9 protein-coding genes are annotated in these 13,842 nt (G+C 60.4%); 1 reads left to right on the forward strand and 8 read right to left on the reverse strand.

Going from position 1 to position 13,842, the window contains the following annotated elements:
* The first annotated feature begins 35 nt into the window (after positions 1-35).
* Positions 36-2,060, forward strand: a complete 2,025-nt coding sequence (locus JF539_RS08445; protein ID WP_207139854.1) for a M23 family metallopeptidase — start codon at positions 36-38, stop codon at positions 2,058-2,060.
* 167 nt (positions 2,061-2,227) lie between these two features.
* Here the strand turns inward: JF539_RS08445 and tssH are convergent, their stop codons facing one another.
* From tssH to JF539_RS08485, 8 genes are all read right to left on the reverse strand, one after another.
* Complete coding sequence (gene tssH, locus JF539_RS08450; protein ID WP_207139855.1) at positions 2,228-5,041, reverse strand: type VI secretion system ATPase TssH; 2,814 nt, start codon at positions 5,039-5,041, stop codon at positions 2,228-2,230.
* A 25-nt stretch (positions 5,042-5,066) separates the two neighbouring features.
* A complete protein-coding gene (gene tssG / locus JF539_RS08455; protein WP_207139856.1) occupies positions 5,067-6,614 on the reverse strand; it encodes a type VI secretion system baseplate subunit TssG in 1,548 nt (515 codons plus the stop codon).
* Positions 6,611-8,608 carry a type VI secretion system baseplate subunit TssF gene (gene tssF, locus JF539_RS08460; RefSeq protein WP_207139857.1) on the reverse strand — a complete coding sequence of 666 codons (1,998 nt, stop codon included), beginning with the start codon at positions 8,606-8,608 and terminating at the stop codon, positions 6,611-6,613. Before tssF ends, tssG begins: the two co-directional genes overlap by 4 nt.
* Positions 8,605-9,156, reverse strand: a complete 552-nt coding sequence (gene tssE / locus JF539_RS08465; protein ID WP_207139858.1) for a type VI secretion system baseplate subunit TssE — start codon at positions 9,154-9,156, stop codon at positions 8,605-8,607. Before tssE ends, tssF begins: the two co-directional genes overlap by 4 nt.
* Positions 9,157-9,300: 144 nt before the next feature.
* A complete protein-coding gene (locus JF539_RS08470) occupies positions 9,301-9,786 on the reverse strand; it encodes an Hcp family type VI secretion system effector (RefSeq protein WP_207139859.1) in 486 nt (161 codons plus the stop codon).
* Between the two features lie 203 nt (positions 9,787-9,989).
* On the reverse strand, positions 9,990-11,513 hold the full coding sequence (gene tssC / locus JF539_RS08475) for a type VI secretion system contractile sheath large subunit (protein ID WP_207139860.1): 1,524 nt from the start codon (positions 11,511-11,513) through the stop codon (positions 9,990-9,992).
* Positions 11,514-12,068: a type VI secretion system contractile sheath small subunit gene (tssB, locus tag JF539_RS08480; RefSeq protein WP_207139861.1), complete on the reverse strand. Its 555-nt coding sequence runs from the start codon at positions 12,066-12,068 to the stop codon at positions 11,514-11,516.
* Positions 12,069-12,340: 272 nt separating this feature from the next.
* On the reverse strand, positions 12,341-13,621 hold the full coding sequence (locus tag JF539_RS08485) for an ImpA family type VI secretion system protein (RefSeq protein ID WP_207139862.1): 1,281 nt from the start codon (positions 13,619-13,621) through the stop codon (positions 12,341-12,343).
* Positions 13,622-13,842 lie beyond the last annotated feature (221 nt).

Genomic DNA, 13,842 nt, shown 5'->3' on the forward strand with positions numbered 1-13,842 from the left:
TCGCGCTTCGTCGAAGACTCGGTCCAGGTAGCAGCATGGTGGAATGGCCACAAAATCGAACCCAGGGCGATCAACGTCCCGTATTCGACCGGACCGTCATCCGTCCAGCCGGCCAGGGGCCGAAGCTTCCGGAAGACCCGCCGAAAGACCCGGAGCCCGCAGTTCCGCGACACGTGGAAGCCGAGCCTAAACGCGGGTCGAAAATTGCCTATGTTGCCCTTGCCCTGGTTTTCTTGGGTCTGGGCGGCGGCATTGGCGGTCTCGCTCATCTGATCAATTCCGGTGCGATTTCCTTCTCCGCGCCTGAGGTCGCACCGGAAATCGCATCGGAGGCAGGTGGTGGCGGACAACCGCAACGGTCCACTGTGCCGATCCCGTCGTCCCCGGACACCGGGCCGGCAAACGAAGAGACCGTGACAGCCGGGTCGCAGGAGGCCGAGGAGCCACCGCAGATGGCCCCCACGGAAACGGTCTCCAAAAATGAGGAAGATCTTGACCTTCCGGCCGATCCCTTCTTCGACATGGCGCTGTCTGCGGTGATTCCGCTGGCTGGCGACCCTGTGCTTCTGAAAGGAGGCGGCGAAGGACAACGGATCGAACTGTCGGAACGCCCGATACCGGTTTCTTCAGCCACGGGTGGGGAGAGCGCGGTGCCGGCGCTGACCGCCTTCGTTCTCGACAGCCGCATGCTGAACGACAGCGGCGATCTGGTCATTCGCGCACCGGGTAGCGAAGCCGATTTCCAGTTCGGCAACTTCGGCGGCGGACAGGACAGCGAAGGTCTTGTGGTCGAGGAGGACCAATCTGCTGCAAGCGACAAGCCGAACCTGCCGGTGTTCCTGAAGCCGCCTAGCAACACCCTGGATCTTTTCCTGACGGAACGGCCGATTGGCCAGGGAGCGAGCAGGATCGAGATCAAGACCGGGATCAAGGAAGCGGTCACGCTGGAGACGTTCCTGAAGGAGCACAGCTTCGATGAGGAGACCAGCAAGTCCCTGCTGGAGTTCAGCGCGCAGGAGTTTCAGAAGACCGGTCTGGCCGTCGGCGACAAGGTTGCGGTCAGGGGTGTACGGCTGCCCAACAAGGTCGGCCGCATCGGCGACTATTATCGTCCGGTTCAGATCTCCTTTTATTCAAGCGATGGCTACATCGGAACAGCGGCCTACTCCGTGGACCGGGACGGGGGCCGTTACGTTCATGGCGCGGATCCCTGGTTCGGCAAGACCATCGTCGAGGAAGAGCAAAAGGTGGCGGACGCGGGAAGCGCTGTGGATGCCAAGAGCCATCGCCTGATCGATGGCCTCTATGCCACGGCCGTCCGCAACGCCGTGCCTGCCTCGATCGTCGGCGAGGCGATCGCGTATCTGGCGCCGATGACCGACCTGAAACGGACCATCAAGCCTGACGAGCGCTTCACGCTGGTTTTCACCGGCGTTCCGCGCGACGAAAAGCGCGGCGGTGGCCGGGTTCTTTACGCCGGCGTCCGCCAGGGGGACAAGTGGTCGGTGCGCTGCTACGTGCTCAAGGCACCGGGCAATCGCGGTTTTGCCTGTGTGAACGAAGGCGGCAAGGTCAGTCTTTCGGGCGCCATGCTGGTTCCGGTCAAAGGCGTTCTGACGTCCAAGTTCGGCATGCGCTACCATCCGATCAAGAAAATCGAACGCCTGCATGCCGGCGTCGACTGGGCCGCGCCGACCGGGACGCCGATCCGCGCCGCCTTCTCCGGCAAGGTGACATATCGCGATGTCCGGGGCGGTTATGGCAATTTCATCGAATTGACCCACAAGGACGGCATCTCCAGCCGCTATGCCCACATGCACGAATATGCGGACGGCATCCAGCTTGGATCGGTCGTTCAGGCGGGCGATCTGATCGGCTACGTCGGCACGACAGGGCTCTCCACCGGACCGCATCTTCATTTTGAAATCCGCCAGCGCGGCGAACCGACCGATCCGCTTGCCTTCGAGATGGAAGCGGGCACCGATGCGCCGCAATCGGTGGCAAGCGCCGATCTCAAGCAATACCGGTCTCTGATCGGTGAGATCCTCGTCGCCCAATAGTGGGCTCAAAAAACCACAGGAACGTCCCCGCTCCGGCGAATTGGCAGCAGGCCGGTCACCGGTTGACCGGACAATTTGCGGCCCGCGTTTCGGTTTCAACTAAAAAACGGCCCGGGTCCACCTGGACCCGGGCCTTTCGCTGTGCGGACGACATTTCTGCCAGCCGGTTAGCCGGCTTCAACCGCGATTCCGTCGTCGCCCGCTGTCAGGGTGACCTTGGATACTTCGTCGCCGTGCATTTGCGCGGTGAGGAAGGCGCGCGACAGTTTGGGCAGGAGGTCGTTGGTCAGGATGTTGTCGATCATGCGGCCGCCGCTGTCCGGGTCGCGGCACAGCGAAACGATATGAGCGACCACGTCGTCCCCATAGACGAGTTCCGCGTTCTGGTTTTCCTTCACGCGCTTGACGACCCTGTCCAGTTGCAGGCGGACGATGAAGCCGAGCACGGAGGGCGACAGCGGGTAGTAGGGGATGGTGACGATGCGCCCGAGAAGGGCAGGCGGAAAGACGTCCATAAGGGCCGGACGAAGGTCTTCTGCAAGCTTTTCCGGATCGGGGGCATTCGGGTCGGTCGCCGCCAGGGCCGGGTCGCTTGAGACGGGCGTGTCGAGCATCGCCGCGGAAGCGTCCATGATCTCGTTGGTGCCGACATTGGAAGTCAGGAGGATCAGTGTGTTGCGGAAATCGATCTTCCGCCCCATGCCGTCTTCCATCCAGCCCTTGTCGAAGACCTGGAAAAAGATCTCGTGCACGTCCGGATGGGCCTTTTCGACCTCGTCCAGCAGGACGACCGAATAGGGCTTGCGCCGCACGGCTTCCGTAAGACGCCCGCCTTCGCCGTATCCGACATAGCCCGGAGGCGCGCCCTTCAGACCGGAAACGGAGTGGGCTTCCTGGAACTCGGACATGTTGATGGTGATCAGATTGTGCTCGCCGCCATAAAGCGACTCGGCCAGCGCGATCGCCGTTTCGGTCTTGCCGACGCCTGAGGGGCCGCACAGCATGAACACCCCGATCGGTTTGTTCGGGTTGCCGAGCTGCGCCCGGCTGGTTTCGATGCGCTTGGCGATCATGCCGAGACCGTGGGACTGGCCGATCACGCGTTTGTTGAGCGTATCGGCGAGCGACAGGATGGTCTGCATTTCGTCCTGAACCATGCGGCCCACCGGCACGCCTGTCCAGTCGGAGATGATGCTGGCGACGGCGTCGTCGTCGACATAGGCATAGACCATGCGGTCCTCATCCGGGATTTCGGACAACTCCTTGCGTTTCTCGTGAAGCGCGGTCCGGATGGCGTCTTCGTCTTCCAGGTCGATGTCGAGTTCCAGCTCGAGGCTGTCGATCGGCACAAGAGCCGTATCTTCCGGCGTGTCCGTCGAGGCTTCGGCCTTGGCGCTTTCCTCGACTTGTTCCTCGTCGCCGCTCTTCAACCGGGTCAGGGCCGCGTTCAGGCGGCGGATTTCGGAGACAAGTTTGCGCTCACGTTCCCAGTTGTCGCGAACCGCGTCAATTGAACTCTCCGTTTCGGTAATGGCGCTGTCGATGGCCTCGATATGTTCGTCCGTGACGGTGCCGAGTTCGGAATCGTTGAGAAGCGCGGTTTTCTCCGTCTCGAGAAACCCCTTCTTGGCAAAGAGATCGGTCAGGCGTGCCGGATGGGCCGCCTGGGAAATGTTCACCCGGGCCGACGCGGTATCCAAAACGCTGACCGCCTTGTCCGGCAACTGGCGGGCGGGAATGTAGCGGCGGGACAGGGACACGGCGGCTTTGACCGCGCTGTCGAGGATGCGCACCTGGTGGTGGGATTCCATCGGCGACAGTAACCCGCGCACCATGGTGAAGCATTTTTCCTCGTCGGGTTCGTCGACCTGCACCGGCTGAAAGCGCCGGGTCAGGGCAGGGTCCTTTTCGAAGTGCTGCCGGTATTCGGCCCAGGTCGTTGCGGCAACCGTCCGCAAAGTGCCGCGGGCAAGAGCCGGTTTCAGGAGGTTCGCCGCGTCGCCCGTGCCGGCCGCACCACCCGCGCCGATCAGTGTGTGGGCTTCGTCGATGAACAGGATCGTCGGCACGATTGACGCATGGACCGCGTCGATGACCGCGCGCAGGCGCTTTTCGAACTCGCCCTTCACGGAAGCGCCGGCCTGCAGCAGGCCGAGGTCGAGCGCAGCAATACGCGTACCGATCAACGCGGGTGGAACGTCTCCGGCGACGATCTTCTGGGCGAACCCTTCGACAATCGCCGTTTTGCCGACACCGGCTTCCCCCGTCAGGATCGGGTTGTTCTGACGACGGCGCATGAGGACGTCGATGACCTGCCGGATTTCATCGTCGCGGCCCACGATCGGGTCGAATTCGTCAGCCCGGGCCCGGGCGGTGAAATCGACCGTGAACTGGGTGAGGGCGTCCTCGCCGACACCACGGCCGGGAGCCATGTCTCCACCGTCCCCGGCTGTTGCCGGCGCCGCGGATTTCGGCCCCGATCCATCCACTGGGCGGGCCCCGGTCTCAGCCGATGCGCCGGCAATGCCGTCCAGACTGTCGGTGATCGTGTCCCGGTTCAGTTTGTCGAACTGCGCACAGTAAGTGCGAAGCTGACGCCAGACGGATTTCTCGCCCATCACGGCAATCAACACATAGGCGGAGCGGATCTTGTAGTCGCCGTAGCGCAGCGTACCTTCGAACCAGGCGCGTTCAAGCGCCTCCTGGAAGGGAGCGGACATGGACGGCAGTTCGGTCTGGTTGATTTTCAGTTCCGAAATCGCTTTTTGCAGATCCGCGTGAACGGTACCGAGATCGATGCCGAAATGGTTCAAAATATGGGGCAGGTCGGAGTTTTCGTCACGCACCAGGTAGTAAAGCCAGTGCAGGATCTCCAGATGACGATGGCCTGAACTCTTGGTCAGCCGCATGGCCTTTTCCAGGCACTCGTAACTGACGGTGGTGAGTTTGTTGGCAACGGTTTCGACCAGAATGTCACTCATGGCTTCGGCCTTTCGGATTTGAGACCTATTGATAAACGGTGGTATGGCGGCGCACAGGCCGGAATCGGGTATCTGTCAGCATATCTTCGTCTTCCGCCGGCAATTCTTCTTCCTTTGGACCGGCTGCGGGCTTCAGCCAGCCGATATGGCCGAGGGTGGCGGAGTTCGCTCGGTTCATCTGAATCTCGGATGCGCATCTCCTGGGCAAGGCAAGTTCTATTTCATATTCGACTTCAAGACCGAGGTAGAAATCTATGAGATCAAATAGTTTTTCGGTCCATTGATTGGGCTTTGACCGTGTCGGAGGCAAGAACCTCCGGTACTCTTCGAGGGATTTTGTGAAGATCCGGATGCGGATCTTGTCGCTGACGCTGTAAACCTTCGCGCCGACGATTGTATCGGCGCCGAGGCGGCCCGCGCCAGCCGGTCCGAGACCGCCGAGGCTCAGCTGATCGTCCGGGTCGAGATGCAGCCAGGTGCCGACGCATTGATCGATTTCCACTCTGACACCGAATACGCCGGTGATCAGCGCCTTCAGGCGGGCCGCGCTTTTCGACTTGGGCGACATCAGGCCCGCGTAGAGCAGTTTCAACCGGTCGTCGATCCGGTCAAGATCGCGATAGATTGGTGAGCCGACACCGATGGCCGAACCGAGATAACCGAGGAACCGGTCGTCGTCCGGCCTGTCATGCTGTACAAGCGGCCGTGCGTCCGCCCAGGCCCGGAAAAAGAGCTGAACAAAGCGGTTGTTGAAGACATCCAGAAAGCGCGGGAAACTGTCATCTCCCTGAAGTCCGCGCATGATGGCTTCATCCGTCAGAGACGACGGCAGAGCGCCTTGGGGGCCGAGAAGCCCCAGGAAACGCTCCAGCAGCACCAGTCCGCCGTCCGCGTCCCGTTTGGCTCGTTCGATGGTCGAGGTTGCGAATTCGCTTGAAGGGTCCTGGCCGAAACGGACGATATCTTCCATGGACCGCCGACTTTTGCCGATCCGGGGCGGGGCCGGCTCATCGTCCTTTGAAGACTTTTGCCGGTTTTGAGACTCCTTTTCGGCGGTCTGACCTTCCAGCATGCGCAGGACGGCAAGCAGGTCGTGCCCGCCCGGGTGCTTTTCGATCCGCTCGTTCAACGCGGCGAGGAGCGAGGCATATTGCTGCTGGACCGGAACCTCGATACATGGTTCCTCCGGCGGTGCGGCTTCCTCGTCGGGGGCGGCGGTTTGATCCGGAAACGGTTCGCCGGGCTGCTCCGGGCCAGGTTCCGGCACCGCCGGCGCGGCCTCGGCCTCGGCTTCCTTGTCTGCCTCAAGAGGTTCAGGCAGGAGTTCTTCCGCGGGCTCCGGGACCCTCTGATCGTCCGCAAGGGGCATTCCAACGGAGTCTGCGGCCTGTTCTTCGTGTGTTTCCGCGTCCGCTGCCGGGCCATCCTCGCTGGGGGACGCGCCGGATTCCTCCGTGTCGGGCCAGACAGGGGCTTGCGGGGACGCGAATTGCAGCACGGTCTTGTCACGGGCGGAGGAAGCGGCTCCGGCACCCGCCTTTGCGGATTGGTCCTTGTCCTCCGGCCTGCTCATAGGATCCCTTTCGCGCCGATCCTGGGCGGCCATTTCATGATCGTTCCGCGTTCCGTGGTCTCGATCACGCATTGGGTGAAGTGATTGATGGAGGCATATTCGGCGAGGAAACGGTCCAATACCGCGCCCATCAGGAAGGCGCTCGCGCCCTCGAAGGCTTTGTCGTCGAGCGTGATCGTCACCTCCAGCCCCCTGGCGACGCCGGTGCCGGACTTCTGTTGCAGCCTGCGTACCACAGGCCGCGTCGACACCGAGCGCACGGACTGGGCCTGCCGGTCGGCGGAGTTGTCGGACAGGGGGGCGAAAACACTCAACAGATCCCGGAAGGACCGGCCATCCTGACCCGCTCCGTCATGAACCAGACCGGTGTGATTGAGGGCCAGGATATTGATCAGGCGCCAGGCGATCGCGCCAACATGGCCGCTCTCCCCAAGACGTTCGTTGTAGGAAAGCAAAGGCGGCCGCGGCGGTGTCGGTCCCGCGACGCAATCGACCTTCAGGTTGACATCCTCAAGAATACGAAAGTCTCCGATCGGGGACTTGTCGGGCGTGCTGCCGACCGGCAGGTCGGCGGCGAGCGCCCGATTGGACGCCATTACCTTCAAGGAGAGTTCCGCGAGTTTCTTGTCGCCGCTGTTCAGGAGCGCGGCCGCGTGTGCGCCGCTGGAAATCGAGATAAAGGTCTCCGTGCCGAGATAGGAACTTGGCTGCATGCGCCTGAGTTCGCTGGACGATTGCCGGCGCGGCAGTCGGCGGATGGTGTAGAACCATTCGTGACCCGCCCTGTCCGTATCCGGCGCCACGCTGTAGAGCGGTTCGACCGTCCGCTTCTCGCCGCCGGAGAAATGGGCGTTGACCTCCTTGACTGAGTGCACCTCGTAGTCGAGGGGCCGGGTCCGGTCCGTGATGACCGCGAATTCGTGCTGCCCCTTCTTGATCGGAACCCGGTCTGTCTGGCGCTCGAACAGATTGACGGCCGGTGCGCTGTGCAAGGCGAAGATCTTGTGCTCGACATGGGCGGGAAGGCGGGGATCCGCTTCGTCGAAAACGAAAACAAGTTCGAAGGACTTTGCGTGGACCCGGTCGATGTAGCGCCGCAGGCCCGTGAGCCGGAATCCCAGGAAGCTGCGCGGGAAATTGAAATAGTCGCGTAAATGATCGAAGCCGGTGAAGAGCCGTCTGTCGTTGTGAAGCAGAGCATCTTCCTCATCGAAGCCGAGCTGCTCGATGGCGCTCACCGGGAGGCGCTGCAAGGTCGCCTGTCCGTAGGCGTCCTCTGTCCTCATGTAGATCGCGATCGTATGTCCAAAAATCTGTTCGTAGACCCGTGCCGCAAGGTCCAGAGGCCCGATCAGGCGGATCGGCAGCTCGTCGATACGGCAGCCGGCGACCTGGTATTCGCGCTTCTTGAGGGCCTCTTCAGCCGATACTTCCTGGTCCCGGTCCTCCGACATGCGGTGCGTCAGGGTGATGGACAGGCCCGCACGGGCCCGGCGGTCTTCCGCCATTTCCGCTCCGAGCCCGGAAATCTGGGCGGCCGAGCTCAGGTATTTCGCACCACTGAGTTCAAGCGGCGTCATGGTGATCGGCGCCGTCAGTGTGAACCGGCAGCGGACTTCCCCCTGGCGTTCGCGGAAAACGGCTTCCATGGGGGCGTGGCGCTGGATCTTGATGCCCTGGCGCAGGTTCGCGTCACCGTATTTCGGCGTGACGCGCGCAAGCACCATGGAGGGGATTGGGGCAAGGGCGGTGGGGTAGAGTTGCTCGAAAAGATTGGACGTGAATTCGGAGAATTCATGCTTCATCTTGAGCTGAACACGCGCCGCCAGAAAGGCTGTGCCTTCCAGAAGCCCTGAAAGCATGGGGTCCGACTTGTCTTCAAGCAGACCGCCCAGGCGCTCCGCGACGGCTGGATAGGCGTCGGCGAACGCGGCGCCCTGTTCCCGCAAGTAGATGAGTTCCTGATTGTAGAGGTCCAGAAATTCCCGGTTCATGCGGTTGCCCCGATGATCTTTATGCGTCCGAAGGCCGGATCGACGTCTGCAATGAATTCGCTCGAGATGCGGATCGGGTCGCAGCGGATTTCGGCCTTGATCAGAAAGCGGACCTTGAAGGTATCGCTGTCGGCCTCTTCGTCCCGTTCGACCTTCAGTGTGCGTGGGTCCATCCGAGGTTCGAAGTGGAGAAGCGCTTCGCGTATATCGTCCGCGAGTTTCTCGATCCGGATTGAATCGACCACATGAACCGAGAGATCGGGCAGTCCGTAGTTGAGGATGGAATTGCCCACTTCGGGAAAGTCGGCGAGATCCTGCGTGGAGTTGAGGTTGACCGTATTCAGGAGTGCCTGAAGGTCGCGGCGGACTTCCGAGAGCAATGTGTGTTCTGACACACCGTAGGAGCGGGAAAGGCGTCGGCCCGATTTCAGGTTGCGGTCCTTGACATCTTCCTTCTGGCGGGCTTGCGCGGCCTTGTAGTCCGGATCGTCCATCGCCCGGAATGCCCACATCAGCGGGGAATGCAGTTTTACGGTCGATTTAGCCATTGGCTATGCCCACGCTGGCGGCTGCCCAAGCAAAAAGTGAAACGATGACAGACGATTGTCGCCCGGATATCCGGATCGGGTCTGCAAAAGGGACCTGAAAACCGGCTGCCGTCTTCGAAACGGCAGCCGGTCCGGCTGGAAGCCTTATTTCTTTTCGTTCGCCGCGATGTCCCAGGCGAACTCCGGAGCCGCGCCTTTGGAGCCGTCCGGGTTCTGTTCGGTGTAGATGAACTTGTACTCACCGAAGTTCAGGGTTGCGCTTTCGGTGATACGGTCTTCCGAACCGCTGCCGCCGGTCCCGATGCTGGTGACGATGATGTCCTTCATTTCCAGCTTGATGTATTCAAGCGGGTTGTCGCCGGCCGCCTTGCGGACATACATGGTGCCGCTTTTGATGTGCTTGCCGGTGGAGACATGCTGCAGCAGAACCGGGGACGATTTGTCGACATATTTGGTGATCGACAGGTCGCCGAAGAAGGCTTTACCGGAACCGGAGCCGCTGCCCATGTGAGTTGTGCCGGACTGGGTCGCGTTCCAGGACCAGGACAAGACGTCAATTTCGCCTTTGTGGCTCTTGTCCTGAGCTTCGCCGTTAATGCCATCAAGTTTCAGAAAAAAATCAACAGCCATTTCAATAGATCCTTTTGGTCTTTCATCGAACAAGGCAATGGGCCCGGTCCGTATCTCTAAAGTTTGCAACTATTTCGGACCTTTTGGTCCAAACCCCTGGACGCTGTCGCGCCTTGTGTACCTCCACCCGGCAAAGCCGGTTGGCATCCCGTCGGAATGCCTGCCGGAGGGGCGGAACGCCGCCCCATCGGCTATTCGTGGCGTCAGCTGCCATCCTGCGGAATGCGGGAGGCGAGGCTCATGCCGATATCCATGCCTTCCAGCTGGTAGTGCGGACGCAGGAAGAACTGGGCTCTGTAGTAGCCGGGGTTTTCCTCGTCATCGATGATCGTGACCTTGGCCTCGCGAAGTGGCTTGCGGGCCTTGGTTTCCTCGGTGGAATTGTCCGGATCGCCGTCGACATAGTCCATGATCCAGTCGTTCAGCCAGCGCTGCAACTGAGCGGATTCCTTGGTCGAGCCGATCTTGTTGCGCACCATGACCTTGAGGTAATGGGCGAAACGCGTGGTCGCGAACATGTAGGGCAGACGCGCGGACAGATTGTCCGAAGCGGTTGCATCCTTGCCGTCAGGACCGGAGAACTGCCGCGGCTTGAAGACCGACTGCGCACCCAGGAAGGCCGCCTGGTCGGTGTTCTTCCGATGGATCAGCGGGATCAGGCCCAAATTGGAAATTTCATGTTCGCGCCGGTCGGAAACCGCGATTTCGGCCGGGCATTTCTGGTCAACACCGCCATCGTCGGTTTCGAAGACGTGGGTCGGCAGGTTTTCCACCAGGCCGCCGCTTTCCACGCCACGGATACGGACAGTCCAGCCATATTCCTTGTAGGCCTTGTTGATGTTGGTGGCCATCGCATAGGCGGAATTCATCCAGGCATAGTTGTCGTGGCTGTCTTCGCCGAATTCCTCTTCGAAGGCGAATTCCTCAACCGGGTCCGACTTCGCCCCGTAGGGCTGGCGTGCAAGGACGCGCGGCAGGGACAGGCCAAGGTAACGGGCGTCCTCGGATTCCCGCAATGTACGCCACTGAGCGTGGATCTCGGTGTCGAAGACCTTGGACAGGTCGCGCTTGGCCGGGAGTTCGGTCCAGCTTTCCATCTGCATGAGCTGCGGATTGGCGGCTGCAAGGAACGGAGCGTGGGCCGCCGACGCGATTTTCGCCATGCCGCGGAGCACCGTGATGTCCTGCGGATCGTAGGAGAATTCGTAGTCGCCGACGAGGCATCCGTAAGGCTGACCGCCGAGCTGGCCGAATTCGGCTTCGTAGATCTGCTTGAACAGCGGGCTCTGGTCCCACTTGGCGCCGCGGTAGCTCTTGAAGACCCCTGCAAGCTCCCTTTTGGAGATGTTCAGGAACTGCAGCTTCAAGCTGGCGTCCGTTTCGGAGTTGTGGACGAGATAGTCGATACCCCGCCAGGCACTTTCCAACTGCTGGAACTGCGGCGCATGGATGATTTCATTGACCTGTGTGGTCAGTTTTTCGTCCAGCTTCGCGATCATCTCGTCGATCGTGTCGTAGACGTCGTCCTTGATCAGCGCCTGGTCGGAGAGAGCCTCGGCCAGGAACGTCGACATGGCATCGTCGACAAGCTGGTTGGCAGTGTCCTGTTCGCTCTTGATGCGGAAGTTCTGCTTCAGGATGGAGGCGAATTCCTCCGGGCTTTTTTCCGCTGCGGCTTCGCCGGCTGCTGCTGCGCCGGTTTGAGCGCTGGTATCCGTATTGCTCATTTACGCCTCCTCCGTGCCGTCGGTCTTCGATGCACCGTCGTTGGAATCCCCTTTGTCGGACTCTATTTTCTGGGCGAGGGCCTGCATCAGAGCCGGATCCCGCGTCAGCTCTTCCAGCTGGTGGATCGCCTGGACGCGCCCGTCCATCATGGTGCGCAGCGCTGCAAGACTGCGGCGCGCGTCGAGAAGCTTTTTAAGGGCCGGAACCTGCTCCGCGACCTTGCCGGGGGTGAAGTCGTCCATGTTCTTGAAACGCAACTGAACGCTCAGCTTGGAGTTTTCTTCGCCGGAGAGCTTGTCGGTCACCGTGAAGGATGTACCCGGTTCGATCGCCTCCATCCGCTTGGAGAAATTGTCCATGTCGATATCGAGGAACTTGCGGTCGTCGATGTCGGCCTTTTCAACCCCGGGGTTGTCGCCCGAAAGATCGGCCATGATACCCATGACAAAAGGCAGTTCGACTTTCTGCTCGGCGTCAAACGGATCCTCGTAGAAGATGTGAACGCGGGGAGGCCTGTTGCGCTTGATAAAGCTTTGCCCACTATTCGATGCCATTTTACTTGCCTTTCAGTTTCTCGACCGAGAAAAGTTCGGTCCACAATCTTCGCTAAGCTCTTCGTTATCGTTTTAGTGTTTGAATACCAAGTTTTGCGTTGGTGGTTCTTATGTACTTCACCCTGTCGCCAGAGGAAGTGATCACAATCACAGGATGGCCGCTTGAGGCTCATTTTGCAGATTATTGAGGACCTGTTGGCGTTGTGAGTCAAGGAAGAACGGCGCTGGCTCCGGCGCTCCGTGCAACCCGTGTGGACGTCGCGTTATCCTCACTATTCCTCAGGGCGCACAAAAAGGTTCAGCAGGCCAGAGAACGAGCCTGAACTCATGTTTTGCGCTTCGTCCAGGAGCATGGGAATCGGACTGGTCGGCTCATTGGCGGAAAAGTAACCTTTGACGGCCGCAATCGCCTTCATCGCATCGTTTCTCCCTGCAATGACAGGCGTTTCGAATCCATCGGTCTCTCCCAGATCACCGCTTCCCATGTCATTCAGATCCACCAGCCGGTCGTTGGAGATCTGCAGTCCGCTGGTGCCGAGCAGCAGCGAGACCTCGTCGAATCGGCGCGGCATCAGGATCTTGAGCGCATCCAGGTAGGATTTGCCGACCAGACCGCGGGCTTCACGCACCAGAAAAAGGGCCGGATGCGATGGCTCGCGGGAAGAAAAATAGCTTTCGACGGCCTCAAGCACGAGTTTTGCCTGGGCGGCGTTCGCGATATCCGCTTTGCCACCGGCGGCTTCGACCGTTTCCGCCTGTTCCGATTCGACGTCTTCCTCCGAAGATGCCTCCTGCTCCTCGGGTGTCAGCAGCCCCAGACGGGTGCTGACTTCCTTGGTCATGTCTCTGAGGAGCTCGCACAGTTTTTCATAGTTTGGAGGCGCCGCCTTGGCGTCGTTCTGCTTGAGCTTTTCCGTGCAGATTTCGGAAATGGCCTCGAGCTCGGACGGGAGCTCATTCAGGTTCTTCAGGACATCGTCTATGACGTCCTGTTCCATTTCTCCCGAGGTGAGGGCGGCCTCGAGCGCCCCAAGCGAAATCGTCGGTTCGTCTTCCCGTGCGGTGACGTTTCCGGCGGCAACCTGAATCGCGCGGTAGCTGATGGCACCCGTTCTTCTGGTTTTGAAAAGCGGGCAGCTTTCCAGAGGCAAATAGACCGTCGCCCTGTTGTTGAGCGCTTCGACCGCGCCCATTCGTTCCATGTGGCCGAAATCAGCGTCCTCCGGATGAACGCTGTCCCAATGGTTTTCAAGCAGTCTTCGTGTAATTCTGACGGCGTCGGCAAACGTCTCCAGGTGACCGCCGAGCAGCCCGAATTGAGCGATCAAAACAAGAAGTCGCAGATCCCGGGATTGCTTGAGGAAGCCTTCCATCTGCTTGAACAGGTCGCTGAAGTCGACGGCCGACTTGTCGAACTCGCTGAAGCGCTCGGGGAGCATTTCCTCGCAGGAGTCCATGAGCGCGGCAAACGCCGGCTCCGTGTCGTAAAGATCAGGACCGCAGCCGGCGCCTGGCGAAAGTTCGGCGCCATAAGTCTCCGGATCGAATTTCATCTGCCCCCCAGTCCCGCGTTCAGCCCCAAAAACAGGCTCTGCAAACCTGATTGCCAGCTCTTAAGCCGGCGTTGATAAAACTGAAAATCCGCCTCGTTTCGCGGCAGGCTCAAAAACGGATCTCAAATTCGAAAAGCCAATTAGAAACATTGATGTGGCTGTCATTTGTTGAATCTGAAGTCCGTTTGAGCAAGCAAAAAAGCTACGGACTTCAGATTCGG

It is taken from the genome of Roseibium aggregatum (assembly GCF_017309185.1).
Lineage (GTDB): Bacteria > Pseudomonadota > Alphaproteobacteria > Rhizobiales > Stappiaceae > Roseibium > Roseibium aggregatum_B.